Source organism: Microvirga vignae, from assembly GCF_001017175.1.
Taxonomy (GTDB): Bacteria; Pseudomonadota; Alphaproteobacteria; order Rhizobiales; family Beijerinckiaceae; genus Microvirga; species Microvirga vignae.
The window spans coordinates 1-24,953 of record NZ_LCYG01000052.1 but is presented as its reverse complement, the minus strand read 5'-3'; the positions used below and the strand labels follow the sequence as shown (position 1 = coordinate 24,953).

Here is a 24,953-nt window from a genome sequence, read left to right as displayed (position 1 = left end):
GCGGATGTGGTCTGGAAGAATGGTGATTGCTTTCGCGTGCCGCGTATATCCGTGCGCCCGATCACTCGCCTTCACGGTCACAGGTTGGATCTGCCGTCGTCTGCTCGGTTCGACTGATCCAGAGCTTTCATTCGCTACTCGGAAGCAAGGAGTACCGATCTGGAGGTAGAACTGGGCTTTTCACCTTCCAATTAGCAGCGGGTGAAGGTGCTCCCATCCTCAACAGACCTTTGTCGCGGTATTAAAGTAGCACTGTTGCTCGCGTACCAGTGCAACTTTGTACGAGCAGGAGGCTAATCATGGCCAATAGGAAGCGTCCCGGCAAAGAAGCGGGTGAACTGATGGATCATGCGCTGTCTGGCACCGATGTGGACAGCCAGCATGTCTCCAGTGACGATCATGACCACGGCGGACACCATGGCCACGGCAGTCATAGCAGGCATCATCATGGTCATAGCGGGCATCATCATATGGAGCGGTTCCACACCCCGGAGGAGCTGCACGAGTTTATGGGGGAGGAGCTGATCCGGCAGGTCGATGCGGAGATCATCGCCCGATCCATCCGTCATAAAGCCTTCATTGACTTCTCCCAACTGACGCCCGCAGACAGGACGGTGAAATCGGACGCTATTTGGACTGTCACCGGGGACTTGGGATCCCAGCCCCTCAACCCGAGTAGGCTCCGGTTGGCAGGCTCAACCATCGCGGCGCTGAGCGCGCCTAGAGTCGACCATCGAACGATGACGCCCGCGGAGAAGGCGACGTTCAACAAGGCGCTCCAAGCGGCTTACGCAGATGGCGAATACATGAAACTCGCTGATATCCATGCCAATGGGCCGACGCATCGCATGCATTCCATGCCTGGTCAGCTTCCGGCCGGCACGCAACGCTTCCTTCCCTGGCACAGGCTCTTCCTTCTCAAGTGCGAGCACCTCCTGAGAAGCTACCAGCCTTCCGTGCGGATACCCTACTGGGACTACTCCACCGATCACGACAGGCCGGATTGGGTCTGGTCTCCCCCGGGGGTGGAGCGCAACACGCCGGGCGGCATCGGGGGAAGTCTGCCGACCTGGAATATCGTGAATGATATCCTCAAGCAGAAATTCTTTGGCACTTTCACCGTCGACTTGGAGGGCAACGCGCACAACGAGGTTCACAATTGGTGCAACGGCACCATCACAAGACCCAGAACGGCCGCCCGTGACCCCATCTTCTGGTTGCTGCATGCCTATGTCGATTACGTATGGGATCGGTGGCAGATATCGAATGACGGCGTTCCCAATCTGAGTGGGGCTGATGCCGTTTTGGATCCATGGGGGCCTGTCACGATCTGGGATGTGGAATCGACCCTTGGGCTTGGATACTGGTACAAGTCCACGTGGAACCTGGTCTCTGCTCCCGATAAGGCAACCTGGCGAATTCTGGGGGGATGAACCGGAGAGACGGCAAGACTCGTCGACGCCATGTTGTCGAGGCCTTATTCCGAAGGTTCTTCGCGAATGAGAGGGCAGCCGCGTGCGGCTTCGGATCATCAACGGCGCCACCGCGACGGGCTTCACGGTCGACGCCGGGCGCGGCTGGCGGTCGTCGATGGCAATCCGTCGCCCCGCTCGCCGGACGCCTCTTCCCGCTGACGATGGGGCAGAGGATAGACCTCGTCCTCGAGATGCCGAAGGACGGCCGGGCCGTGCCAATCCTGGCGCTGTGCGAGAACGCCCCAGAGCGGACCGGGATCGTCCTCGCCGCCGACGGCGCGCGCTGAAAGGCTCGCCACGGCGGGCGGGCGCAACGGGCCGATCCTGGATCTCGCCCTCGAGAGGCGGCTCCGCGTCGCGCACCGCACAATCGCGACCGATCTGTCGGGCACCATGGAAGGGTATTCCTGGAGACAGTCGGGCTGGTTCCGTCGAAAATCCTACGTAGGGACCTGAGAGTACCATGTGCTTCGATGCGCACATGCGGCGAGCAGATGAAATTGTTCGGCGAGCGACGGCTTGCGATCGCAGGCATACCTCGCCTGCTGTTTGCGCATCATATGAACCATCTCGATGCCGCCCAGGATCACACGGGCACTGCTCGTGGACTTGAATCCGAGCATGGGCGAAATCCGCCGCTTGATGGCCCGATGATCCTGCTCAACGCGATTATTGAGGTAGGCGCTTTGTCGGATGCGAATGGGTTCCAGTTTACGCTGAGATCTATCTTGCAAACGGCTCTCCGCATCACACGCCAGGATCGCTTCGCGGTTCGTCTGGCTGCCGTCATCACGATCCTCTCAGGACGGCGATTTCGTTTGAGGGCTTGGCTGCGAAAGCGCTTGGCAGCGGACAGATCGCGCCGTTCGCTGAACCAGAATTCGACCGTATCGCCGGTGCTGTCCACGGCACGATAGAGATGCCGCCACCGACCACGGATCTTGATATAGGTTTCGTCTTCATGCCATCTGGTGGTGACAGGATCAAGTTACCGAAGAGTTTGCAACAGATCCCCAAGCGCTCGGTGATTTACGTGGAAGGAGGTAAGGAAACCCCCTTCGCGGCTTTAGCTTGCACAGATCAGGCTACCAGCGCCTGCATTCTCTTCTGCAAGCGTTCGAGCTGTTCAACGTAGGGAGGCCGTCGCTTCTGGTGCTGCTCTCGCAGTCTCTTGATCACCGTCTGCTTCAGCGGTTCATCGGCCGAACTTCGCCTGAGTGTCTCCACATCACTCTCGTGCTCGAAATCGATGTCGGCAAGGGTTACCAAGAGCGATTGCAGCGAGGGCAGAAGCTCTGAGGGGTACAGGCGGGGAGCGGCCATTGCGGCTTGAGCAGGATGATGTTCCCTGTTAGCGGACATGTGCTTCGTCCGATTCTTATGGTGCTTGGCAATGTCTGTTGCTGGCGCAGGCGGGCTGCAGTTGGACCCGCCGCAGCATTAGCTCTGGGGCGCAGCACTTTTGTGTAGGCTCCGCCCGCCTCGGCCGAGTGGTGAGGGCCGACTTTCGCAAGATGCTCGTTGCAGCCTTTGGCGCGAGCTATCTCCAGTTCACTCACATAGTGAACGACTAACCTATCGTTGCTGTCGAAGCTCCTCAAGCTGATGCACGTAAGCTTGCCGTCGTGCACGATGTGATGCTCTCAGCTTCTGCATGAGGTGTGCCTTGAGGTCGGCGTCTGTAGCGCCGCCCTCGATATCGCTCACCTGAAGATAATACTCGGCGTCAATCTCGCTGAGGGTACGCACGATCTGCCAGATCATGACCTGAGTTTTTGGTGCGTTCGGGCGATACTCAGCGCTCTTGCCGCTGAGTGCGATGTTGGTGTTTTGCATGATCAGCATATCTCTCTGGTAGCCATTGATTACTTAGTTGGACCGTTAGGGCGCGCGGTCAGGCGGCGCAGGACTGGCGGTATTGTTGCCGCCGAAGTGTCTCCAGGAGGTCCACGTAGGGCTGGCGCTTCTCCCAATGCGCGGCTCTAATCTTGGTCTTAGTGTGGTCTTTCAGGTTCGAACTGAGAGCGCTCGCCTCCACTTTTTCCAGGTTAGCTTCGGCGGCAAAGTCAATGTTACCGAGAGTATGGAGCACCTCCTGAATCATGGTTTCGAGGCTGGGGGAGTCCACACGATAAGTTTGGGGAGCCGTGTTGGGCATCGTTTCCTCTTGTTGTTCTTGCTTCTTGGCCCAGAGATGGCGGCTTTAACATAGATTAACAAGCTCAGATCGATGGGTAGGATTCCGACGTATCTCTACCTACTACCTTCGGGGAAGTTGAGAGCCGACGGTCTGCTTGAGCATTACCATTCCACATCGGTGCCGACAGATACGGCATCCACTCCAAGTCTCCGATCAGTCCAACGATAGCGCCAAGTTTACTGCATTTAGCGCAGCGGCATTGAAGATAAGTCTATCCACTGACTAGCTTGTGTCGGGTTGCCGATAGACGCCCGCCCATTGTCTGATTAACAGGACGCTCCCAGGTGGGTTGGCCTGATTGCGGCGCTCTTTGGGCGGCAGAGACAAGCTGTATCCGGTGGTCAGAACCCGTAGAATTGAGTTCCCAGTTTGTCGGCTTCCTGACAGATATAAAGAGAGCGCTGTGATTGACAGATGGCGACGCATCGGCAGGCAGAGGTCACTGGCGTAACCCGGAAGTCTAGTTGCAGATCGCCGGTGGCTTTGGGTAGAACAAGCCACCTAAGAAAAAAGGCCACTGTCACCAGCGGCCCGAAGTTTAGGGAGGAAACGCCCAAGAAGGGCAGCGGCACGGCGACGCCAATCGCCGTGCTGCACTGCAATAACTAGGAACTCCTCATTAAGTTCGCAAGATTAAAAGGTCAGCAAAACTGCCCATTTTTTCGTGGCGGCTGACATGCGGTAAGTGCATGAGCCGCGATCAAGCGGACTACGCATTTACAAGAGGCAGGGGTCGGCGGAGCCGGGGCGATGGTCGTGCCGAGCCTATGGGTTCTGTCGCAAACTTGCTTTTACTCGCCGATACTGGCGGATCGGCATCGATCGACTGGTGCAGAATCAATGGCTTAGCTCCACTGTCACGGCAGCGTAACCGGCTAGAAAATACCCATACTTCGAGTTTGCGACAGAACCCCCTGGCTACGCGGTCAAGAGGGGCAGGGCGTTCCTGTAACGCTCGATTCGAGCCTGGTCCTTGTCCATCGGACTGGCATGTGGCCGAGATTAAGGTTGTCCTCCAGATCGGCTTGCTTGACGATCGGGGCGATTGGATCCCTGCTGCATCGCGCAATAAAGTCCATGTACGCCTCACCGTCGCGCCGGGTCAGGCTGTCTACGGCGGCAAGCACAGAGGAGCTGAAGCCTTCGGCGAAGCGCACACGAGACCACTCAGGGCAGTCCTCGACAACGTCATCGAGCGCCGCGGCCATTCCGGCCTCCCGCCCGCCAGCTCCATAAGCCCGCAGCATGACCCGGAGAGGATGGAAGATATACGGGCGTCCGCTTTATCTACTTCGCCGGCATGTGCCTGAGTGGCAATGGCAACTGCGCGTTCTAGAGTGCTCATGGTGGTTCCTGATCTTGGAGATCGATCCCTGCTAGGGTAAGTCTTAGAGGAGATGATCGTCGACTCTCTGGCTTTTCTCAGCTCCGACTGCGAGGGTTCTTGCTTCAAGAGGTTTGTTTCGGTCCAGTGCCAGATGTCCTCGCATAGAGTTCCGTCCGCCATTCGGTAGCAAACGCCACCAGACTTGATACAGCCTGTTAGACAGTTTCCGGCTCCATTTCTGGAGAAGTCTATGGGCATGGACCGACCCCCCACGAGGTGGTCCGGAATCAAAGTTAGTGGATAATTGCACTGAACGCGGCAGGCTTCGACTTCTCGACCTTCGTCGGCCCCGATGACCGGACCGAGGTCTTCCCGCGCGATCTTGGCCGAGGATCTTTATCGCTGCTTGTCCAAGGGACGGGGGTCACGATGCCTACCGCTACGGTTCGGAGCATAACGCTCCGATGCGTATCGAGCGGGCGTACCGGTTCTTCTGGCACGACGAGCCGATCCGCTTCTTCTGGCCGGAGACGGTCGAGACCGCCTTCACGAATTATGCTATCCTGGCGGCCCTCGCGGTTGCCAGCCGGTTCAAGCACGAACAGCGTCATCTCACGCGGCCTCGACCTCTCGCGATCGGTGAGCTGGCAGGAGCTACGCCGCACTATCTCAGGGCTTAGATTACACCGCTCAGGAGGCGACCATGATGATCAAAGTCGAGGGCAGTCCGAACAACTACCGCGCCTTTGTCGACGATGAGCCGGACCTGTCGGCACCGGGCATAACCATCGAAGGCGCCATCGGTCGCCTTGTTCAGATTCATCCCGACAAGCTCAGGCTGACCGTCGACCTCGAAGGATGCCAATCGATCGAGAACTGGTGCGGTTTCCCGCGCTGGCATTATCGGCAACAGCCACCGATCCAGGATTTCCCGGATGAATCCGACAAGCTGCCTGGTGACGAACGGGGGTGAGTACAATCATCCCTGCTATTTTGCATCCCTGCTATTTTGGAAAGCCGCCGATTTCCGGCGGCTTTTTCATGGTCGCCGTTCCAAATCCGGCATTTCCCGCAGGCCCAAAGTCCGTTTGGGGACGACTTGCGGAACAGCCTTGCATCAGCCCTCGCTGGACCGTCGGGCGCGTTACCAGTGCCGATCGGTGCCGCTCGCGGCGAAGCTGCTGAAGGTCACGCCCAAGGCCGTGGACCTGATGCTGGCGCAGCTCGGCGGCGCGCTGCCACGTGAGCTCACCGGCCGCACCCGCTACCGCGCGTGAGGCATCGTGTAAGATCGTGTAAGATAGGTGCGCCGCTATCTGGAGCCAAACAGACTGCCAAGCCCTTCAACAGGATGTCAGCACCCTATGGTCCGCCGTCTCCGGTTTCTCGCCTTCGCTGTGCTCGTCTTGTATGCCGGCGCTCTCGCCGTGCTGTTTGTGAACCAGCGCAGCCTGCTCTATCCAGCCTCTGACCGACGTGCCACCGCCGCCGAAGCTGGCCTCGTCGGGTTCCAGGATTTGGTCCTGACAACGGGGATGTCACGTTAGCTGAGTATAGTGACGCCAACGGCTACCAGTGCCGAATTTTGCACAACCCAAGTCGCTGATGTTCCTCGACGCAGGATTTTGCCTTGACGAGTACAGGACAGTATTTCTCGTTAACGTGACATCCCCGGCAGAGGTGCTGTCTTTCTTCTCATCTATGCCGCCTTGCTTGATCGGCATGGAGGCGTGCGCGACCTCTCACCATTGGGCTCGTGAACTGATCAAGCTTGGGCATATAGTCAAGTTGATGCCGCCGGCTTACGTCAAAGCCTATGTCAAACGCGGCAAGACCGATGCGGTCGATGCCGAGGCTATCTGCGAGGCTGTCACACGCCCAAGCATGCGCTTCGTGCCCATCAAATCGGCCAATCAGCAAAGTGTCCTGATGCTCCACTGGGTGCGGGCTCTGCTGATCCGCCAACGCACCATGCTGGTCAATGCTCTGCGCGGGCATCTGGCCGAGTTCGGCATCATCGTCGCTCAGGGGATCAGCCGCATCCGCGAGTTGATTCAGATCCTGACCGACGAGAGCGCTGATGCCGTGCTGCCGCCTCTGGCCCGCCGGGCTCTGGCGCCTCTCGTGGACCAGTTGCTCGATCTGCAGCCGCGGATCCGAGCGCTCGAAGCCGAACTGCTGGCCTGGCATCGGCAGAGCCAAGAGAGCCGACGGCTGGAGACAATCCCGGGCGTGGGCTTCATCGCCGCCACTGTGACAGAGCCCTCGCACCTTCGCTCTGGCCGGGAGTTTGTGGCGTGGTTGGGACTAACGCCCCGTCCGAACGCGTCCGGCGGCAGGGAGCGGCTGGGGCGGATCTCCAAGATGGGCGACGGGTATTTGCGAACCTTGCTGGTGGTCGGAGCCACTGCGGTCATCCGCTACACACGAGCGAGAACAGCGATAGGCTCTGCCTGGATCACAGCTTTGCCGGCCAGGAAGCCAGCCCGGCTGGCCTCGATCGCGCTGGCCAACAAGATGGCTCGGATCGCTTGGGCGCTTCTGGCCAGAGGAGATGTTTATCGTGGACCTGTGAGAACTGCCGCTTGAGCGCCGCCATGAGTTGAGGTCTTCAGTTTGAGAAGGGTGACGGTGGCGTGATGCAAACCGGTCGAGCCGGGATCAGGACAACCCGGGGCATTGGCAGGGCTTCGAGCTCGCTAATGTGACTGGGACCTGATCCGCGGACTTCCATCAGGGCCAGCAGACACATGAGCCGCACTGACAGGCCGTCGATATGACTCACAAGGGGAATTCTCGATCAAGCCATCATTTCTAACAGGTCATATTTGTCTCATCTCTGCAGTTGAGGACCCAAGGTCTGGGCCAGTTGCACAACGGCACCGTAGCCGCTGGAAACTCACATCCGGTCGCCGCTCGTGATCGCGGCCGCACCAATAATCCGATTGACGTGTGCGACTCGTTCGGCCATCAGCGTCTTGCATTCACGGACCAAGCGGTGGCGATCTTCCTCTTGCGGGCTTGGTGCTTTGACCATGGCGCACACTCGGGGCTCTCCGCGCTTGTAGGCCATGAGCGTCCGCACCAGGGCTTCGCCATCAATTCGGTCGGTCTTGGCCCGCCATCGCCGACGCGAGACTGCAATCGAAGCAGGATCCACGACATAGCTCTCGATGCCATCGCGCTGCAGAACACGATGGATCCAAAAGCCATCAAGACCCGCCTCTTGAATGATGATGATCAGAAAGATCTGGCCGGTTCGAACCCGCGCCTTCTCTTTGAGCTGTGCAAGCCGCGCCAGAAGTTCGGCCACATCACCGCTCCGGACGCTGTGCTTGGACATTTCCTCCCCAGCACCCGGCGAGCGAGGTGATCAGCCAGACGGAGCGACTGAGCTCCATTGAGACGAAAATGGCGCTGAGATCGGCACTGATAGCAGTCTGCTTGGGCCGGGGATCGATCGACATGGGTCGCCTCCAGAGTGGGTGTACAGCAACCTCACTCTGCCATTGAGCGGATCGCTATCCACCCCCATAGGACCTGCACCCGACCACTTGCACTCACGTTCAACCAAACCCTTGCCGGCAGGGAGCGTCCAGATATGACAAGGCCCGGAATCCATGTCAGGACATGAACGGGTTGGACCTGCTCTGGGCCCACGAACACCTTGCAAGGGTCAGCCTGGCGCGCCAAAAAAGCGATCAGCACATTCGACGTCGAAACGTGCAACCCAGTTCAAGCCGACCGGAAGAAGTCCAGTGCCAGCTGGATCTGTGGACGGAACATTGCGTCGCCACTTTGGACCTTGCAGTTCAGGTCACGCGCCTTCGCGATAAAGGGCGTGCCCTTTGGCAGATTGACGACATCACCCACGAAGATGCCTTGCCGGATACCGTCCAGCGAGATGGGAAGCGGGTCGCCGGGATTGATTCCGACACTCGTGGCATTGATGAGAATATCGATCGTCTCATCAGGCTGCGCGTCGGTTACAGCGAACTCTGTTGCAGGAAAGGCCTTCTGGAGTCGATTGCGGAGGTCGCGGCCGCGCTCAAGGCTACGATTGCTGATCATGATGCTGCGGACATTCGAATCGGCGAGTGCGCTGCAGATACCAGCACTGACTCCGCCGGCGCCTGCTATGAACGACCTCTTTCCGCCTGGATGATTCCCACCCGCGATCATTGCCGTCACGAATCCCGGCCCATCAAGCTGACCGCCGATCAGTTGCCCGTCGCTCGTCCGCCTGACCACATTGACCGCGCCAGCGACAGCCGCCATGTCCGTCAGCCCGTCGAGCAAAGAGGCGATCGTCTGCTTGTGCGGCATCGTGACGAACAGCCCCTTCAGGTTCTGCATCTGACGGAAAGCGTCAAGCGCGACCGCAAGCGCCTCGGGCTTGTAGTCAAAGACGACCATCCGCCCCGGCAGTTCGTTTGCCTCGAGATGTGCATTGAAAATAGCAGGCGAGCGGACATGACCCACCGGATGGCCAATGAGGCCATAGAGAGTGTTCGGATCCGTCATAACTGAGATAAAGCTCCTAGGCAGACCGGCCCATTCCCAAGCTGTAACAGAAAAAAGCCTACAAGAAACGTTTTTTGTTGCGTCCTTCCAGAAACGTTTTTATAGGAATCGGAGCGCCTGGAGGAAATGACCTTGAGAACGAAATTGACGACGCTGGAGAAAGCCGTTTCTCCAATCGTGTCCGGCTCGTCGGTGGCAATCGGCGGAAGCCTTCTGAGACGTCAGCCTAACGCCATCATCCGTCAATTGATACGCAATGGAGTGCGCGATCTTACGGTCATGAGTTGGGCCGGCACCACTGCGATCGATCTGCTTGCTGCCGCCGACGCGATCCGTCGCTGGGAAGGCATCTATGTCGGCATGTTCAACTACGGACTGGCCCCGAATTTCCGCCGGGGTGTTGAAAGCGGTCAGATCGAGGTGAGGGATTTCTCTGAAACGGCAATGGTCGCGCGTCTCCGGGCAGCTGCTCAAGGAATGCCGTTCCTTCCGATCAAGACCCTGTTCGGATCGGATATCGCCAAGCGCAATCCGGAGCAGATCAAGGAATTCGACTGCCCCTTCACCGGCCAGAAGCTGCAGGCCATAGCGGCGGCCGAACCGGATTTCACGGTAATTCACGGCTATATCGGCGACGAGTACGGCAATGTGCAATGGCCGGTCGTGCGCGATACCGACGACATGGACCAGCCGTTCGCGGCCGGCGCCAAACGCCTGATTGTCACGGTCGAGAAGATCGTCCCGCATGAGGAGATCAGGAAGCAGCCATCGCTGACCTACATCCCCGGCAACTGGGTCGAAGCCATCGTGGAGGCTCCCTACGGCGCTCACCCGGCTGCGTGCGACACCTACTACGATGAAGACGATGCGCATCTGAAGGACTATCTCGGGCGCTCGAAATCAGGTGCAGATGTTCGAAGTTATCTTCAGGAGTATGTCTATTCCTCGAATGATCATGACGAATATCTCGCGAAAATCGGCGGCACGAGCGCACTGAAAGCACTCGACGTGGCGAGAAGGGGCTAGACCGTGAGCCAATATTCAAACAACGAACTCATCACTGCTTATCTCTCGCGGCAGATCCTCGAAGACGACCTGTGCTTCGTCGGCGTTGGCACCAACGGGCGCGCCTTCACCCTCGCCGTCGGCATTCCGCTTGCCGCCGTTCGATTAGCGCAGATGAAGCAGGCTCCGAGCGCCGCAGTTTATTGGGGCAACCTGCTGGAGCCGGACCTCTCATCCGTCCCCGAGCATTTTACGCAGGATGCGTTCACGCAATGGCAAGCGGCCGCCTGTCCGCCAGATACCGGGGTCAAGTGTGATATGCTCGCCCGGCGAAAGTTCGATGTCTCGTTCAACTCCGCTGCGCAGGTCGATCGTTACGGAAACATGAACATCACTGCCATCGGCGATTATGAAAACCCGAAGGTTCGGCTGGTTGGTTGCCTTGCGCAGCCAGAGCACTTTGCCTTCGTGCGCAGACCTTACCTCGTCATGGACATGGACAAGCGCACCTTCGTCGAAAAGGTGGATTTCATCACCAGCGTTGGTCACTTGACTGGCGGAACGAGTCGCCAGGAAGCTGGCCTTGCCGAGGGCGGTCCCAAGCTGGTGGTGACCAACAAGGCCGTCTTCGACTTTGCCGAAGACACCCGGGAAATGCGTCTGAAATCGCTCCATCCGGGTGTTGTCGTCGAGGACGTGCTGAGCCTCATGTCCTTCATGCCGATTGTTCCAGAAACGATTCCGGAGACCGAACCGCCGACAGAGGAGGAACTCGGCTTCATCCGCGGCGAGATCGACCCCAACCGTATTCTTCTCAAAGTGTGAGCTTCTCATGGTTTCCTCACTATCAGGATTGAAGGTCCTGGACCTTTCCCGTTTCATTGCCGGTCCGCACTGCGCGATGCTGCTCGGGGATCTCGGTGCCGACGTGATCAAGATCGAGCGCACCCGCGCCGGGGACGACACCCGCTCGCTCGGGCCATACATCGAGGGCGAGAGCATCTATTTCATGATGTTCAACCGCAATAAGCGCAGCCTCACGCTCAACTTCCGTAACCCGGAGGCCCAGAATCTCCTCAGACGCCTCGTGCTCGAAGCGGATGTGCTGGTTGAGAATTTTCGGCCGGGCACCATGGAGAAGATGGGTTGCGGCTGGGAGGATTTGCGGAGGATCAACCCCAAGCTGATCATGGCGCGCTTGTCAGGATTCGGGCAGAACAACAGCCTTTCCGAAAACCCCTGCTTCGACGGAATTGCGCAGGCCATCACCGGCATCATGGACCTCACCGGCGATCCGTCAGGCAGCCCGATGATGGCAGGAACCTTCCTTGTCGATTATGCCACAGCGTTGCACGCGACCATCGGCATCCTGGCTGCTCTCAATTTCCGCAACAAGACCGGCGAAGGGCAAGTGGTGGACGTGTCCCTCATTGGTGGCGCGACGTCGATGTTGATGACAGCGATCCCGGAGTTCCTGGTGAACGGCCGTCGTATGACCCGCGCCGGCAACCGTGATCGCTATGCCGCACCTGCGAATACGTTCCGCTGCAAGGACGATGTCTGGGTTCACATGGTGGCAGGAAACGACGCGCACTTCCCCCGCTTCGTGCGAATGATCGGGCGACCGGAGCTTTTGCAGGATCCCCGCTTCTGCACCCTGGAACTCCGCATGAAGAATGTGGCTGAGATCGAAGCGATTGCCGCAGAATGGGCGGCCACACACGATTCTGAGGAAGTGCTTGCGGCTCTTCGGGAAGCGGAGATTCCATCGGCCAAGATACGCACCATCGCCGACGTGGCGACAGATCCGTATATGCGTGAGGCCGGACACATTGTCGATGTAGTGCATCCGAAGGCAGGGACTGTCCCCATGCAGGGGCCTCCTGTCGGCATGAGCACGACGCCCAGCACCATTCGCCGTCCGCCGCCGATGCTGGGCGAGCACTCGAAAGAAGTCCTGCATGATTGGCTTTCGATGACGGATGACGACGTAGAAAGACTCAAGAACGCCACGATCATCTAATCCGGCCAACTTCGATTTTTGCTCAGGGAGCATTTGATATGACAAAAGGTAATATGAGTGGTGCGCATATCATGGCGCAGGCCTTGAAGCGCCATGGTGTTGAGGTGATCTTCGGTCAGTCGATCCCCGCCGCGCTGTTCCTGGCCGCGCCGCAATACGGCATTCGTCAGATCGGGTATCGGACCGAAAACGCCGGATCGATCATGGCGGACGCCTATGCGCGCATTTCGCACAAGGTCGCCGTCGTGACGGCGCAGAACGGCCCGGCGGCCACGCTGTTGGTTCCCGGCCTTGCGGAGGCCTACAAAGCGTCGATTCCGATTGTCGCCATCGTGCAGGACGTCGCCCGTCCCTTCGCCGACAAGAACGCCTTCCAGGAGCTTGATCACCTGGATCTCTTCAAGGGTGTCGCCAAGTGGATCAAGCGCGTCGCCGATGTCAATCGCATCGACGATTATGTGGACATGGCCTTCGCGGCCGCTGCATCCGGTCGTCCCGGACCGGCTGTCCTGATCGCGCCGATCGACTTGTTTGTGGAAAACGCCCAAGCTCGTAACGAAAGCCGCAGCGCCAATCTCGGCTCTTTCCCGCTTGACCGCTGCGGCCCGGATCCGGAGCGCGTGGCGGAGGCGGCAGAGCTTCTGATGACGGCTCGTCGGCCGTTGATTGTCGCGGGTGGTGGCGTGCACGTATCGGGCGCAGCAGCCGAACTCGCTGCACTTCAGGACCGGTTCTCCCTGCCGGTGGCTACGACAGTAATGGGCAAGGGCTCGGTGGATGAGCGTCACCCGCTGTCCGTCGGCATCGTCGGATATTTCATGGCGACCCGCAGCCGCAGCAAGCACCTGCGCGAACTCGTGACCGAGGCAGACGTGATCATGCTCATCGGGAACCGCACGAACCAGAATGGAACTGACAGCTGGTCGCTTTATCCGAAAGGTGCAAAATACATCCATCTCGACGTGGATGGACAGGAGGTCGGCCGCAACTATGAGGCCCTACGCCTCGTGGGGGATGCGAAACTCGGCCTGAGGGCGCTCGCCGATGCCATGGAAAAGGTCGACGGCACGAAGCGCGCCAGCGCCCGTACCGAGCTCGAGAAAACCATTGCCGAAGGTCTCGCCAAGGGACGCAAGGACGCCGAGGAGATGGAGACCTCCGGCCAGAGCCCGATCCGCCCAGAGCGGTTGATGCGTGATCTCGAGAGCATCCTGACGCCGGAGCACATTGTTGTTTCGGATGCCAGCTATTCCTCGATCTGGATCGGCAACTTCCTCACATCGCTGAAGCCTGGCATGCGTTTCGTGACGCCACGCGGTCTGGCGGGCCTCGGCTGGGGCCTTCCCTATGCGCTGGGTGCCAAGTGCGCCAGGCCTGAGGCACCCGTGTTCGCTCTCGTCGGCGATGGTGGATTTGCCCATGTCTGGTCGGAACTGGAAACAGCTCGGCGGATGGGATTGAACGTGGTGGTGACGGTGCTCAACAACTCGATCCTCGGGTATGAGAAGCATGCCGAGAAGGTCATCTTCAACGACTACTCCGATGCCTGTGACTTTACGCCCGTGGATCATGCCGCAATCGCGAGAGCGTCCGGCTGCGAGGGGATCCGGATCGAGAAGGCCGAAGATTATCTGCCGGCCCTCAAGGCTGCCTTCGCGGCCACCAAGACGACGGTTCTCGATGTGATCACCGACGAGCGCGCCTATCCGCCGATCACCAGCTTCAACGACAACGGTGCGCTTCAGTACTGATCCTTGGGCCATCAAAAAGGGAGGACGCCTTATGAAGAAACTGATGAACAGCCCGGCAGATTTTGTCGACGAGATGCTGGAGGGGCTGACGGCGGCAAATCCATCGCTGGTCCGCGGCGGTGAGACCGGGCGCGTCATCCGCCGTGCAGATGACTCGCGTAACAAGGGTAAGGTCGGTGTCGTGTCCGGGGGAGGTTCGGGGCACCTCCCTCTCTTCACCGGCTATGTCGGCAAGGGCCTTCTCGATGCCTGCTCGATCGGCAATGTCTTCGAAGGCCCGACCGTCGGATCCTGCATCGAGGCAATCCAGATGGCCGATGGCGGCAAGGGCGTGCTGCGCCTCTATGGCAACTACGGCGGCGATCGGATGAATTTCGACATGGCCGGCGAGATGCTGGAGGACGAAATCCGAACGACGACCGTTCTCGGCACTGACGATATCGCAAGTGCCGGCCCGGAGGAGCGCAAGAAGCGTCGAGGCGTGGCCGGCATCATCTATGCTTACAAGACAGCCGGTGCGTTTGCCGAAACCGGGGCCGATCTCGATGCCGTAACGGCGGTTGCTCAGAAAACGGTCGATCGGACGCGAACGATCGGCGTTGCCCTGTCGCCCTGCCAGGTGCCAGGCTCGGACAAGCCATCCTTCATCCTTGCCGAGAATGAGATCGAGATGGGCATGGGCATTCATGGGGAACCGGGCATCTGGCGCGACACTCTCAGGAGCGCGGATGCGATCGCAGACGAGATGATCGATCGTCTCCTGAACGATAGGCCGGAAGGCGCAGGCAACCGGGCGTCAATCCTTGTCAACAGTCTGGGAGCAACCCCACTCGAAGAGTTGTTCATCCTCTACCGGCGCGCGCGCGCACGGGTACAAGCCGAGGGGATCGAAGTGGTCCAGCCTCTGGTCGGCCACTATGCAACCTCCATGGAAATGGCCGGGGCATCGATCTCGCTTTTGTTCCTTGACGACGAGATCGGGCCGCTGCTCGCTTCACCCTGCGAGTGCCCATTCTGGACGGTGAGGTGAGCATCGTGACGATCAGGACAGAGACCATTGCTGCAGCTGTCGCCAAGGCCAATCAGACCATAAAGCGACATGAGCAGGAATTGAACGCAGCTGATGCCAAGCTCGGCGATGGCGACACAGGCGGTATGCTCGCTCGTGTTCTTGGAAAGATGGCCGAAGCCGATCTTTCTGAAGCTGATCCGGGAACTGCCCTGACCCGGCTCGCGAAGGCTGCGACCGTTGCGACCGGCTCGAGCCTCGGAACACTTTTCGCGACGGGTCTTCTGGCCGTCGGTCGTCAGGCGAAAGGCCGCGAAACGATCGAGGTGGCGGACCTTGCAGCATTTGTGGCCTCCGCACGGGATGCCATGATGGAGCGAGGCGGCGCATCGCTGGGCGATAAGACAGTTCTTGACTCGCTCGATGCCATAGCCACAGCTCTTCAAGGGAAGACGAGTCCGACCGAAGCGGCCGACGCTGCTGCGCAGGCTGCGGCTGACGCTTTGAATACCTTTCGCTCACGGCCGAATCGCATTGGCCGCGCGCGCATGTTCGGAGACCAAACGATCGGCATTGACGATCCCGGCATGCTGGCTGTCATGCATCTTGCGGGTGCGATCGCAGAGTGAAAGGCAGAGCCTGAACGCCCTATGGTGGCTTACAAAAAGGCGCCTGCATCTTGCAGGCGCCTTTTTGTTTCGGGGGAGGGGAGAGGTAACGAGGAGCCTCTCTCACGAGTCGCTTGGTTGAGGCGCCGCCTTCCTGACTTCTGCGGTCGACCGCGTATCAAGTGGTGCGCAGGATTCACGAAGGATAAGTTGGGTCGGTATGATGATTTCCCGAGGCGTGATATTGCGCTTCGATCGGATGCGGCGGATCAGCAATTCTGCAGCCGCAGCGCCCATTTCGCGCTTCGGCAGACGCAGCGTGCTCAAGTTGATCTGGCGCAGCCGCGCGAGATCGATGTCGTCGCAGCCGAGGAGCGAGATATCCTTTGGGATCGACAGGCGGAGTTCGCTGGCCGCATCCTGAACACCCAGCGCACAGACATCGTTGCTGGCGATGATAGCCGTCGGACGCTGCGGAAGGGACGCGAAGTAGTGCATGCCCCGATATCCGGCCTCCACCGTATAATCGCCACGGAAAATCAGCTCCGGATCCTGCTCGCAACCCAACTCTGCCGAAGTCGTCTCGAAGACCTCCAGCCTCTCCTGGGCCGTGCTTGAACTCAGCGGCCCGGTGATCAATCCGATGCGTCGATGCCCAAGCTGCCTGAGGTAGGTTACACTGTCGCGCGTACCCTGTATGTTGTCGGACCCGACATAATCGTCACGGTAGCGCGCGCTGCGCCTTTGAATGAGGACAAAAGGCGTCTTGCCATCGAGCAACTTGCGGATCTCCGGCTCATCGCAATGTTGCGAGATCAGGATCATGCCGTCCACTTGGCGGTCGAGCAGTGTTTCCATCTGGCTGATCTGGCGCTCGATGAGCTCGTCCGTATTGCAGAGGAAGATGGTACAGCCTTCCCGCACGGCCACGTCGTCAATGCCGCGAATGAATTCGGGAATGGCAGGGTTGCTCACATCGGAAACAAGGACACCGATGGTGGAGCTCAATTTCAACCTGAGCGAGCGCGCCACTGCCGATGGCCTATAGCCCAAACGCTCTGCAGCCTCTTTTACCTGCCTGCGCGTTTCCTCATTGACATGCGGCTTGCCGGAAAGTGCATTGGACACGGTCGAAACTGCATGTCCGGTGGCAGTCGCAACGTCCCGGATCGTGATACGACCTTTACTTCGCAAGATGCTTTCTCCCACTAGAACCGATTTTCTACTATCGTTGGTTGGCTGCTTTATAACGCATTTTTAGCCTATTTCCATTCGACGGAACAGCGAAAACAGCATTGACAGCCTAGAAACCCGGTCCTAACAATAAACAGAAATCGTTTGCCGAAAAACGTTTCTGGCTAAAAAGAGCCAAGGTGCGGGAGGCACTATCTATGTCCAATGCCCCTTTGCGCACTGCCCTCGTAGGGTGTGGTGCCTTTGCCAATGCTGCGCTTGTCCCTGCAATGCGTCTTGCCGGGATTGATGTTGTCGCCGTTTGCGACCCAGATACTTCTCGTGCGCAGGATACGATGCGCGCTGCTGGTGCGCGCAGTTGCCATGCTGAGATGTCGCGGATGCTGGGTATGGAGGATGTCGACGCCGTCGTCATGGCCGTAGGCCCAACAATTTATCCAAAGCTGGCGGTCGAGGCGCTTTCGAGCGGTGTCAGTGTCTTCGTGGAAAAGCCTCCGGCAGTCACGGTCGCTGATGCGCTGTCCATGAAGAAGGCGGCCATTTCGGCAAATCGGCAATTGGCTGTTGGCTTCATGAAGCGGTTTGCCACCGGCTACCGGATGGCCAAGGAGATCTCATCCTCAGACGAGTTCGGTCCGGTGAAGATGATCAATGCCCGCATCACGTCCGGTGTCTGGACGCCGGCATGGTCGAAGACGTTGACGCCTTTCTCCTTCGTCATGGACCACAGCGTCCATTTCCTCGATCTCATGCGGTTTTTCGGTGGGCCCGTCGAATGGGTCTGCGCTACCAGGACCGAGGCGGGTCCGGATCGCTTCGGCTTTGCCGTAATGCTTGGCTATGAAAGCGGTGCCACCGGACTACTCGAGATTTCGAATTTCGAAAGCCGGGGCGTTCCCAATGAACGTATCCAGATCACGGGTGCGGATGGAACAAGCGTTACGGTAGAGAATGTATCCCGGGTCACATACACGCGAGATGCGGAGCCGATGGTTCCCGGCCGTGCGTTCTCGACCGAACGGGAGCGCCTCGTTTGGGAGCCGAATATGACGAACATCTCGGCCGAGAACTCCTCCCTTGTCCATATGGGCTATGTCGGCGAGATGCGGAACTTGTCGCGCGCTCTCCTCGGAAACCAGCCGATTTCGCCTTCCATCGACGACGGAATTGCCGCAATCGCACTCGCCTATGGCGTTGTCGAAAGCGACGGCAAGCGCATCAATGTCAGCAACGGAAACGAGAAGAGCTATGTCCCTTCCCATTGATCTCAAAGGTCGCATCGCTTTGGTTACAGGTGGGGGCACCGGCCTTGGCCGCGCCGCAACGGATGCGCTTGTTTCCACTGGCGCAACCGTCGTGATCACCGGCCGCAGGGAAAACGTCCTGCAGAAAGCTGCTGAGGAATCGGGGGCGAAGGTGATGAGCTGCGACGTCACTGATCCGGACGCGGCAGCACATCTGGTCGAGCGCATCGTCGAGGAGCATGGTAAGCTCGATATCTTGGTGAATGCAGCAGGCCTCAATATCCGCGGAAGCTCGTTCGATTACGGCCCCGAGGACTGGGACAAGGTCCATGCCATCAACACCCGCGGTCTGTTTTTCATGTCTCAAGCTGCTGGCCGGGTGATGCGTGACAATGGATACGGCAAGATCATCAACATTGCCTCCATGGCGAGCGAGATTGGAATGCCTTTCATTGTCGCCTACGGTTCGAGCAAGGGTGGTGTCCGCCAGATTACCCAGGGTTTGGCCGTTGAGTGGGCAAAATGCGGCATTCGGGTCAATGCCATCGAGCCGGGCTGGTTCAGAACAGAACTAACTGAGCCGCTGTTCAATAATAAGGAATGGGTTGCAAAGGTTGAGAACCGCGTGCCGATGGGCCGCGCGGGTCGTCCGGAAGAGATCGGCGGAGCCATTGCGTTCCTCGCCTCGCCACTGTCAGACTACATCACCGGAGCAATCATCAAGGTCGACGGGGGAGCTTTGGCTGCCTAATGGAAACGCAATCGGAAATTGTCGAAGTCAGTGAAAATCCAACCTGGCTTGAGCGTATCGGCGAAATCATCATCGTTCCGCTGATGCTGGCGATCATCGCTATAGGTTTTGTTGCCGTCGTGCTGCGGTTTGCATTCGGCGGTCAGTATGCGCTTTTCTGGTCGGAAGAACTCATACGCTACGCCTTTGTGTGGATGTTCTGGCTTTGCGCACCTATCCTCGTTTGGCGTGGCACGATGTTCACGGTCGACTTGTTCATCAACATCCTGCCGGATGTGGCCCAGGCAATCCTGCGCGTGCTGATCAGTCTTGGAATCATCGGGCTGCTAGGGACATATACCTACTACGGCTGGATGATGGCAAAGCTGAACAGCCCGCAATTGTCGTCTGCGCTCGGTATCTCTCTGTTTTGGATCTATCTGGCCATTCCCGTCGGATCGTCGCTCATCATTCTCGCCGTTGTCGTTCAGCTCCTTCAATGGGCTCGCGGACGTAAGTGAGAGGTCTTCCCAATGACCCTTGTTCTGTTTGGTTGCTTCTTCGCCTTTCTGTTCCTCGGTGTGCCGGTGGCGTTCTCGACCGGACTTGCAGCGCTTGTCGTCGTCTTGATCGAACCGGCGGTGCAGGAACGGCTCCTGATCACGAAGACTTTCGGCGGAATGGACTCCTTCACGCTCATGGCCATTCCATTCTTCGTACTGGCCGGTGAAGTGATGTCACGCTCTGGTCTTACAAAGCGCATCATTGATCTCGCCGTCGCTCTGGTCGGGCATTTTCGGGCTGGCCTTGCCTATGTGACGGTCATCGCCAACGTTCTTATGGCCGGTGTGTCGGGCTCCGCCTCTGCCGATTGCGCCGCGACCGGCTCGATCCTTATACCGGCGATGAAGAGCCAAGGTTACAAGCCGGAATTCGCGGCTCTGATGGCGGCGTTCTCCGCGATGATGGCACCGCTCATTCCGCCGTCCATCTTCCTGATCATCTACGGCTCGATGGCCGGCGTCTCCATCGGCCGGCTGTTTCTTGCCGGTATCATTCCCGGTCTTCTGGTCGGCGGGTCTCTTCTCATCCTCTCCTTCCTGATGTCGCGGTCCAGTTCATTCACCGTGGAGACCAAACCGTTTTCCGGCAAGTCCCTTCGGGAGGCCACGAAGAAGGCGGGATGGGCATTGGTAATGCCCTTCCTGATCGTCGGCGGCATTCGCTACGGGATCTTCACGCCGACGGAGGCCGGCATCGTCGCGGTCGTCTATGCGATGTTCTACGGCTTCTTCATCGAACGGACCTTGACGCTGAAGAGCCTACGCGAATTGACCATGTCGGCCGCACTCTCGTCAGCCAATATCATGATGATCGTCGGCTTTTCGGCCGTCTTCGGTACGATCCTTGCACTAGGCCGCTTTGAACAGCAGATCACATCTGTCCTATTCTCCATCACAACACAGCCGCTTGTGGTCGTCGCGATTTTGATCCTTGTGCTCACGCTCATCGGCGGGTTGATGGACGAGGTCTCGACTGCCGTGCTCTTCGTGCCGACCTTGGCGGCGATCGGCGCCAAGATGGGTTTCGACCCGGTTCAGTTCGGTGTCGTCATGGTCCTGGCGATCATGATGGGTGCTGTCATGCCTCCGGTCGGAACTCTGCTGTTCATCGGCGTCAGCATCGCGAAAATCCCATTATCGCGAATCCTGATCATGGTGTGGTGGTTCCTGCTGCCGCTGCTGCTGGTCAATCTGCTGATCGCCTTTGTTCCGCCTCTGACCACTTACTTACCGTCTTTCATGTAAAGGCAACCCACAACCAACTTCATCGGAGGAAACTGACATGCAATCCAAGAAACGTTTCTTGCTCGGGGCTATTGCGGCCATCGGGTTGCTGGCGGGCGGACAGGCTGCCAACGCGCAGACCACATTCACCCTCGGCGACATCTATGCGGCCGAACACAGCAATACGCTGGCCGACAAGCGGTTTGCAGAACTCGTAGCCCAGCGTACGAATGGCGCGGTCAAGATCGAGGTCTATGGTGACGCGAACCTCGGCAACGAACGTGAGATCGCCGAGAGCGTCGTCTCAGGCTCCGTCGATATCGCGCCGAGCGGCATGTCGGGAATCGGACGGTTTTTCCCCGAGCTTCAGGTTCTCGAACTTCCCTACATCTATAAGGACCTGGACCACATGCAGCGCGTTGCGGCCGCGATTGCTCCCGATGTCGAAGCTGCTTTCGAAAAGCAGGGCGTCCGCAACCTCGGCTTTCTGTTCCTTGGACCGCGCTCGATCGCCAGCAAGAAGCCGATCGAGACCATCGACGACATGAAGGGCCTGCGCCTTCGCGTTCCGGAGTCACCCCTCTACATTGGTTTCGCCAAGGCTCTTGGTGCCGTTCCGACACCAATTCCACTACCGGAAGTCTATTCGGCCATGGAAACGGGCGTGGCCGATGCGGCAGAAGGTGAACCTGCCACGCTTTCAACGACCAAATGGTACGAAACGACGAAGAGCGTCAGCCTGACCAAGCACATCTGGCACTTCAGGTTCATCACCATCAACAAGGACAAATTCGATGCGCTGCCGGCTGAACAGCAGGCCGTAGTCCGTCAGGCTGCAGCCGACGCACAGAAGTACCAGGCCGGCCTCGTCAATGACTTCAACGCCAAGGCTCTCGAGGAAATGAAGGCTGCCAACGTCAAGATCGTGGAAACGAAGGGGCTCGACAAATTCGCGGAGCGTCTTGCCAAATTCCAGGACGAGTACGCAGCCTCCTTGGGCGACAAGGCCGTTAAGCTGCTCGCGAAGGTCCGCAGCGTTCAGTAGCGCAAGTCAGGCCCCGACACCAAAAGCTGTCGGGGCCAAAATTCCTCAATCATGATGCATTCGATGACGCAGACGTTCAAAGATCCCACTTACGAAAACGTTTTTGTCGGCGAGAGTTTTGGTCCCGTCACCCTGACGCTCGATGAGTATTTCTTGCGTAGCTATGCCTATGCGCTCGACGATTATACGGGCATGACTCTCGTGGACGGTATGCTCAAGCCGGTTGGGCATGTGCCTCCTCATATGATCGTCTCTGACCTCATGCAGATTTTCCTGACCGTCTATGATCGAGACAAGGTGGTCGGCCTGCACCAGAAGGAGGAGGTCGAGCATTACAAACCCGTACCGGTCGGCGCCACGCTGACGCTCACGGGAACCTATGTCGACAAATACATGAAGCGCGGGAAGGGCTATACGGTGCTGGAAAGTATCGCCCGCGACGAATCGGGCGACGTGGTGATCTTGCAACGTTCGACTGAGGTCATGCGGGCGCCGGACGGCGTACAGGTTGGGACCGGCTCAGGAAATCCAGAGCGTCGGATAAGCCCCCGGGACCTCAGGGGCGAAAGAGCTCGGACCGTGACCTCGTCCACGCCGATCGGCACCGCCCTCGCTCCTCTCGTCAAGCAGGTCAGGCAGGCCCAAATGTCCGTTTTCACGGGGGCGGAATTCCACAAGCAGGGCATTCACACGGTGCGCTCTATCGCGCTCAAGGCGGGGCTGAAGGACTGCATCGCTCAAGGAATGATGGAGTCCTGCTGGGCTTCCGAATATCTCACCAGGCTCTTCGGTGAGAGTTTTCTCTCCACCGGCAAGCATTTCACCACCTATCTGAGCCCTGTCTATCCTAGGGACACCATCACGATCGAAGGCGAGGTTGTCGGTTCCGTCAGCGAAAACGGCAAGGTCCGCGTCGAGGTGGAATATTGGCTGCTGAACCAGGACGGAGTGACCACGGCGGTTGGCCACGGATCTTCGCTGCTGTGACGGAACGGGCCAGTTCGTCATTTTGCTTCAGCGTCAAACCTTAAGAACCCGAAAGAACTTGAAATGAGTCTGTGGAGCGAGTTCCGACGCGACCGGATCTATGTGAATGGTACCTGGACAGAGGCTGCTGACAGCAGCACGATTACGGTCACGAATCCTGCAGATGGTTCCGTGATCGGCATGGTGCCGAATGCAGGCGCGGCCGAGACCCGCCTTGCGATTGAAGCTGCGGCATGCGCCTTCGAAAGTTTCAGCCAAATCAGCGCCAATGATCGGGCCCGAATGCTGCGGGACATGGCCACTGCCATCCTGGACAATCAGGCGGCCCTTGCGGAACTGCTGACGCGCGAGCAGGGCAAGCCGCTGGCGGAGGCGCGGGGCGAGATCGCCATGAGCGCCGCCTATATCCAGTGGTTTGCCGAGGAGGCGCGCCGTGTCTACGGTGATACGATTCCCTCCCCGTGGGTGGACCGCCGTATCATTGTCAATCGTCAGCCTGTCGGCGTCGTCGGCGCCATCACTCCTTGGAACTTTCCCTCGTCGATGCTCGCGCGCAAGATTGGCCCTGCGCTTGCCGCAGGCTGCACGATCGTGGCCAAGCCAGCGAGCCAGACGCCGTATTCGGCGCTCGCCTGGGGTGTTCTGGCCGAGCAGGTCGGCATTCCGGCCGGTGTCATCAACATCGTGACCGGCGATGCTCGAGCCGTGGGAGGCGAACTGACCGCAAACCCGCTTGTTCGGAAGATCACTTTCACTGGCTCGACGGCGGTTGGGAAGACGTTGTTGCGCCAAGCCGCCGATACCGTGAAGAAGGTCTCGATGGAGCTCGGAGGAAACGCGCCGTTCATCGTCTTTGACGACGCGGATATCGGTAAAGCGGTCGAGGGTGCCATCGCCGCAAAATTCCGCAATGCGGGCCAGACCTGCGTCTGCACGAACCGCATCTACGTGCAGTCCAGCATTCATGATGAATTCATCGAGGCTTTTGCCGCAGCGACCCAAAAGCTGACGGTTGGATCCGGGCTTGATCACGGAGTGACGACAGGTCCGCTCATCGACGACAATGCCGTTGCAAAGCTGCAGGAGTTCCTCGACGACGCCGTCACGAAGGGCGCTCGGGTCGTGACGGGAGGCAAGCGCCACGCCCTCGGTGGACGTTTCTTCGAGCCGACCGTGCTCACGGAGGCGACCGAAGACATGAGCTTCGCGCGGGAAGAGATTTTCGGGCCACTCGCTCCCATTTTTCGGTTCGAGACCGAGGAAGAAGCCATCCGGTTCGCCAACGAAACCGAGTTTGGACTGGCCGCGTACTTTTACACCCGGGACCTCGGTCGTGCCTTCCGCGTCTCTGAGAAGCTTCAATACGGACTGGTGGGCATCAATGAAGGCATTATCACAACGGAAGTTGCTCCGTTCGGCGGGATGAAGGAATCCGGCATCGGGCGCGAGGGGTCCAAGCATGGCCTTGATGACTATCTCGAGCTCAAATACGTGTGCATCGGCGGGCTCGCCAATAGGTGAGCCCTGATGTTCTGAAACCTTATCGTCGAGGGGCCTGTCATTTTCGGTTGTCGAGCACAATCCGGACGCTCAACCGAGTCCTAACCCGACGAGAAAATCGCCTCAGCCCATCCGCATCGCACTGTAGTCTCGCGTCGCCGTCGTACCTTAAGCAAAACTATAGGTGGTTTGGTTGGAGACGAAGAGCGACGTGAGCATTCATGAGGCGTCTATGCAGCAAGCTGCTCGAACTGCTCTGCAAGGGAAAGTTGCCAACTGCAGGCATAGTTCGCCTGCCGCTTGCGCATCATGTGCACCATCTCGATCCCACGGCTCCGTTGCATTAACTTGGAAAGGGCGCAATGAACTGATCCGAATGGATTGCTCAGCCGGCAAGGCCGAAGAGTTCATTGACAAGACGGATTTCGCCTATCGCTCCTGGCTGCGTCATGAGGCAGTGGCCGCGGCGGATCATGCGCATGACTTCAAAGCCCTTCAGGGTTGCGGAGGCCGTTTTCATTCTCTGAAAACCATGGGTTGGCCG

At 58.8% G+C, this 24,953-nt stretch carries 26 protein-coding genes and 3 pseudogenes; 19 read left to right on the top strand and 10 right to left on the bottom strand.

Annotation, left to right across the window (positions count from 1 at the left end):
* The first annotated feature begins 299 nt into the window (after positions 1–299).
* Complete coding sequence (locus AA309_RS35900) at positions 300–1,433, top strand: tyrosinase family protein (RefSeq protein ID WP_084731406.1); 1,134 nt, start codon at positions 300–302, stop codon at positions 1,431–1,433.
* A gap of 122 nt (positions 1,434–1,555) precedes the next feature.
* Here the strand turns inward: AA309_RS35900 and AA309_RS19115 are convergent, their stop codons facing one another.
* The 6 genes and pseudogenes from AA309_RS19115 to AA309_RS19090 form a co-directional block, all read right to left on the bottom strand.
* Complete coding sequence (locus AA309_RS19115) at positions 1,556–1,789, bottom strand: hypothetical protein (RefSeq protein ID WP_047190610.1); 234 nt, start codon at positions 1,787–1,789, stop codon at positions 1,556–1,558.
* 126 nt (positions 1,790–1,915) lie between these two features.
* Positions 1,916–2,454: pseudogene (locus AA309_RS33300) on the bottom strand (IS6 family transposase); the annotation flags it as partial.
* Between the two features lie 101 nt (positions 2,455–2,555).
* Positions 2,556–2,798: a hypothetical protein gene (locus tag AA309_RS19105; RefSeq protein WP_047190608.1), complete on the bottom strand. Its 243-nt coding sequence runs from the start codon at positions 2,796–2,798 to the stop codon at positions 2,556–2,558.
* A 252-nt stretch (positions 2,799–3,050) separates the two neighbouring features.
* Positions 3,051–3,311 (bottom strand): hypothetical protein, encoded by a 261-nt coding sequence (locus AA309_RS19100; protein WP_150117649.1) that lies wholly within the window; start codon positions 3,309–3,311, stop codon positions 3,051–3,053.
* 58 nt (positions 3,312–3,369) lie between these two features.
* Positions 3,370–3,633 carry a hypothetical protein gene (locus tag AA309_RS19095; RefSeq protein ID WP_047190606.1) on the bottom strand — a complete coding sequence of 88 codons (264 nt, stop codon included), beginning with the start codon at positions 3,631–3,633 and terminating at the stop codon, positions 3,370–3,372.
* Between the two features lie 968 nt (positions 3,634–4,601).
* A complete protein-coding gene (locus AA309_RS19090) occupies positions 4,602–4,883 on the bottom strand; it encodes a hypothetical protein (RefSeq protein WP_200902011.1) in 282 nt (93 codons plus the stop codon).
* Positions 4,884–5,466: 583 nt separating this feature from the next.
* Here AA309_RS19090 and AA309_RS19085 point away from each other — a divergent pair.
* The 5 genes from AA309_RS19085 to AA309_RS19070 all read left to right on the top strand — a co-directional run bounded on the left by AA309_RS19085 (position 5,467) and on the right by AA309_RS19070 (position 7,591).
* Positions 5,467–5,682 carry a hypothetical protein gene (locus AA309_RS19085; protein ID WP_047190605.1) on the top strand — a complete coding sequence of 72 codons (216 nt, stop codon included), beginning with the start codon at positions 5,467–5,469 and terminating at the stop codon, positions 5,680–5,682.
* 23 nt (positions 5,683–5,705) lie between these two features.
* Positions 5,706–5,975: a hypothetical protein gene (locus AA309_RS19080; RefSeq protein WP_047190604.1), complete on the top strand. Its 270-nt coding sequence runs from the start codon at positions 5,706–5,708 to the stop codon at positions 5,973–5,975.
* Positions 5,938–6,279 (top strand): helix-turn-helix domain-containing protein, encoded by a 342-nt coding sequence (locus tag AA309_RS36620; RefSeq protein ID WP_244470426.1) that lies wholly within the window; start codon positions 5,938–5,940, stop codon positions 6,277–6,279. The genes AA309_RS19080 and AA309_RS36620 overlap by 38 nt, the downstream gene beginning before the upstream one ends.
* Positions 6,280–6,366: 87 nt before the next feature.
* Entirely contained in the window at positions 6,367–6,549 is a 183-nt protein-coding gene (locus AA309_RS19075) for a hypothetical protein (protein WP_047190603.1), read from the top strand.
* A 58-nt stretch (positions 6,550–6,607) separates the two neighbouring features.
* Positions 6,608–7,591 carry an IS110 family RNA-guided transposase gene (locus AA309_RS19070; protein WP_052954850.1) on the top strand — a complete coding sequence of 328 codons (984 nt, stop codon included), beginning with the start codon at positions 6,608–6,610 and terminating at the stop codon, positions 7,589–7,591.
* A gap of 343 nt (positions 7,592–7,934) precedes the next feature.
* On the opposite strand, the pseudogene AA309_RS19065 reads toward AA309_RS19070, so the two are convergent.
* Together AA309_RS19065 and AA309_RS19060 are read right to left on the bottom strand one after the other, a co-directional pair.
* A pseudogene (locus AA309_RS19065) lies at positions 7,935–8,469 on the bottom strand (transposase); the annotation flags it as partial.
* Between the two features lie 268 nt (positions 8,470–8,737).
* Entirely contained in the window at positions 8,738–9,526 is a 789-nt protein-coding gene (locus tag AA309_RS19060; protein ID WP_047190601.1) for a shikimate dehydrogenase family protein, read from the bottom strand.
* A gap of 132 nt (positions 9,527–9,658) precedes the next feature.
* Here AA309_RS19060 and AA309_RS19055 point away from each other — a divergent pair, with 132 nt between their 5' ends.
* Genes AA309_RS19055 through AA309_RS19030 form a run of 6 tightly spaced genes read left to right on the top strand, consistent with a single transcriptional unit; the run spans position 9,659 to position 15,943 of the window.
* The gene (locus tag AA309_RS19055; RefSeq protein WP_160310498.1) at positions 9,659–10,552 is read left to right on the top strand and encodes a CoA transferase subunit A; all 894 of its coding nucleotides are present in this window, start codon (positions 9,659–9,661) and stop codon (positions 10,550–10,552) included.
* Between the two features lie 3 nt (positions 10,553–10,555).
* Positions 10,556–11,356, top strand: coding sequence for a CoA-transferase (locus tag AA309_RS32240; RefSeq protein ID WP_052954847.1), 801 nt, complete (start codon positions 10,556–10,558; stop codon positions 11,354–11,356).
* A gap of 7 nt (positions 11,357–11,363) precedes the next feature.
* Complete coding sequence (locus AA309_RS19045; protein ID WP_047190600.1) at positions 11,364–12,554, top strand: CaiB/BaiF CoA transferase family protein; 1,191 nt, start codon at positions 11,364–11,366, stop codon at positions 12,552–12,554.
* Between the two features lie 38 nt (positions 12,555–12,592).
* Complete coding sequence (locus AA309_RS19040) at positions 12,593–14,305, top strand: acetolactate synthase catalytic subunit (protein WP_047190599.1); 1,713 nt, start codon at positions 12,593–12,595, stop codon at positions 14,303–14,305.
* 31 nt (positions 14,306–14,336) lie between these two features.
* Positions 14,337–15,335, top strand: a complete 999-nt coding sequence (locus AA309_RS19035) for a dihydroxyacetone kinase subunit DhaK (protein WP_047190598.1) — start codon at positions 14,337–14,339, stop codon at positions 15,333–15,335.
* 5 nt (positions 15,336–15,340) lie between these two features.
* Positions 15,341–15,943: a dihydroxyacetone kinase subunit L gene (locus tag AA309_RS19030; protein ID WP_047190620.1), complete on the top strand. Its 603-nt coding sequence runs from the start codon at positions 15,341–15,343 to the stop codon at positions 15,941–15,943.
* A 102-nt stretch (positions 15,944–16,045) separates the two neighbouring features.
* On the opposite strand, the gene AA309_RS19025 is transcribed toward AA309_RS19030, so the two are convergent.
* Positions 16,046–17,116: a LacI family DNA-binding transcriptional regulator gene (locus AA309_RS19025; RefSeq protein WP_150117648.1), complete on the bottom strand. Its 1,071-nt coding sequence runs from the start codon at positions 17,114–17,116 to the stop codon at positions 16,046–16,048.
* A gap of 197 nt (positions 17,117–17,313) precedes the next feature.
* Between AA309_RS19025 and AA309_RS19020 the strand changes: the two genes are divergently transcribed.
* The 7 genes from AA309_RS19020 (at position 17,314) to AA309_RS18990 (ending at position 24,430) form a co-directional block, all read left to right on the top strand.
* Entirely contained in the window at positions 17,314–18,381 is a 1,068-nt protein-coding gene (locus tag AA309_RS19020; RefSeq protein WP_084731401.1) for a Gfo/Idh/MocA family protein, read from the top strand.
* On the top strand, positions 18,365–19,111 hold the full coding sequence (locus tag AA309_RS19015; protein ID WP_052954843.1) for an SDR family NAD(P)-dependent oxidoreductase: 747 nt from the start codon (positions 18,365–18,367) through the stop codon (positions 19,109–19,111). The genes AA309_RS19020 and AA309_RS19015 overlap by 17 nt, the downstream gene beginning before the upstream one ends.
* A complete protein-coding gene (locus AA309_RS32235; RefSeq protein ID WP_052954840.1) occupies positions 19,111–19,611 on the top strand; it encodes a TRAP transporter small permease in 501 nt (166 codons plus the stop codon). Before AA309_RS19015 ends, AA309_RS32235 begins: the two co-directional genes overlap by 1 nt.
* 12 nt (positions 19,612–19,623) lie before the next feature.
* Positions 19,624–20,898, top strand: a complete 1,275-nt coding sequence (locus tag AA309_RS19005) for a TRAP transporter large permease (protein WP_047190594.1) — start codon at positions 19,624–19,626, stop codon at positions 20,896–20,898.
* A gap of 37 nt (positions 20,899–20,935) precedes the next feature.
* Positions 20,936–21,922: a TRAP transporter substrate-binding protein gene (locus tag AA309_RS19000; RefSeq protein WP_047190593.1), complete on the top strand. Its 987-nt coding sequence runs from the start codon at positions 20,936–20,938 to the stop codon at positions 21,920–21,922.
* 63 nt (positions 21,923–21,985) lie between these two features.
* A complete protein-coding gene (locus AA309_RS32230; protein WP_052954839.1) occupies positions 21,986–22,909 on the top strand; it encodes a MaoC family dehydratase in 924 nt (307 codons plus the stop codon).
* Positions 22,910–22,972: 63 nt separating this feature from the next.
* Positions 22,973–24,430 (top strand): NAD-dependent succinate-semialdehyde dehydrogenase, encoded by a 1,458-nt coding sequence (locus tag AA309_RS18990; RefSeq protein WP_047190592.1) that lies wholly within the window; start codon positions 22,973–22,975, stop codon positions 24,428–24,430.
* A 209-nt stretch (positions 24,431–24,639) separates the two neighbouring features.
* Here the strand turns inward: AA309_RS18990 and AA309_RS35895 are convergent.
* A pseudogene (locus tag AA309_RS35895) lies at positions 24,640–24,738 on the bottom strand (IS6 family transposase); the annotation flags it as partial.
* Positions 24,739–24,953: the final 215 nt, after the last annotated feature.

Excerpts from the sequence above, each read along its gene's own strand:
- AA309_RS35900 (WP_084731406.1), top strand. The coding sequence starts at position 300 with ATGGCCAATAGGAAGCGTCCCGGCAAAGAAGCGGGTGAACTGATGGAT.
- AA309_RS19105 (WP_047190608.1), bottom strand. The coding sequence starts at position 2,798 with ATGGCCGCTCCCCGCCTGTACCCCTCAGAGCTTCTGCCCTCGCTGCAA.
- AA309_RS19100 (WP_150117649.1), bottom strand. The coding sequence starts at position 3,311 with ATGCAAAACACCAACATCGCACTCAGCGGCAAGAGCGCTGAGTATCGC.
- AA309_RS19095 (WP_047190606.1), bottom strand. The coding sequence starts at position 3,633 with ATGCCCAACACGGCTCCCCAAACTTATCGTGTGGACTCCCCCAGCCTC.
- AA309_RS19090 (WP_200902011.1), bottom strand. The coding sequence starts at position 4,883 with ATGGCCGCGGCGCTCGATGACGTTGTCGAGGACTGCCCTGAGTGGTCT.
- AA309_RS19085 (WP_047190605.1), top strand. The coding sequence starts at position 5,467 with ATGCGTATCGAGCGGGCGTACCGGTTCTTCTGGCACGACGAGCCGATC.
- AA309_RS19080 (WP_047190604.1), top strand. The coding sequence starts at position 5,706 with ATGATGATCAAAGTCGAGGGCAGTCCGAACAACTACCGCGCCTTTGTC.
- AA309_RS36620 (WP_244470426.1), top strand. The coding sequence starts at position 5,938 with ATGAATCCGACAAGCTGCCTGGTGACGAACGGGGGTGAGTACAATCAT.
- AA309_RS19075 (WP_047190603.1), top strand. The coding sequence starts at position 6,367 with ATGGTCCGCCGTCTCCGGTTTCTCGCCTTCGCTGTGCTCGTCTTGTAT.
- AA309_RS19070 (WP_052954850.1), top strand. The coding sequence starts at position 6,608 with ATGTTCCTCGACGCAGGATTTTGCCTTGACGAGTACAGGACAGTATTT.
- AA309_RS19060 (WP_047190601.1), bottom strand. The coding sequence starts at position 9,526 with ATGACGGATCCGAACACTCTCTATGGCCTCATTGGCCATCCGGTGGGT.
- AA309_RS19045 (WP_047190600.1), top strand. The coding sequence starts at position 11,364 with ATGGTTTCCTCACTATCAGGATTGAAGGTCCTGGACCTTTCCCGTTTC.
- AA309_RS19040 (WP_047190599.1), top strand. The coding sequence starts at position 12,593 with ATGACAAAAGGTAATATGAGTGGTGCGCATATCATGGCGCAGGCCTTG.
- AA309_RS19035 (WP_047190598.1), top strand. The coding sequence starts at position 14,337 with ATGAAGAAACTGATGAACAGCCCGGCAGATTTTGTCGACGAGATGCTG.
- AA309_RS19020 (WP_084731401.1), top strand. The coding sequence starts at position 17,314 with ATGTCCAATGCCCCTTTGCGCACTGCCCTCGTAGGGTGTGGTGCCTTT.
- AA309_RS19015 (WP_052954843.1), top strand. The coding sequence starts at position 18,365 with ATGTCCCTTCCCATTGATCTCAAAGGTCGCATCGCTTTGGTTACAGGT.
- AA309_RS32235 (WP_052954840.1), top strand. The coding sequence starts at position 19,111 with ATGGAAACGCAATCGGAAATTGTCGAAGTCAGTGAAAATCCAACCTGG.
- AA309_RS19005 (WP_047190594.1), top strand. The coding sequence starts at position 19,624 with ATGACCCTTGTTCTGTTTGGTTGCTTCTTCGCCTTTCTGTTCCTCGGT.
- AA309_RS19000 (WP_047190593.1), top strand. The coding sequence starts at position 20,936 with ATGCAATCCAAGAAACGTTTCTTGCTCGGGGCTATTGCGGCCATCGGG.
- AA309_RS32230 (WP_052954839.1), top strand. The coding sequence starts at position 21,986 with ATGACGCAGACGTTCAAAGATCCCACTTACGAAAACGTTTTTGTCGGC.
- AA309_RS18990 (WP_047190592.1), top strand. The coding sequence starts at position 22,973 with ATGAGTCTGTGGAGCGAGTTCCGACGCGACCGGATCTATGTGAATGGT.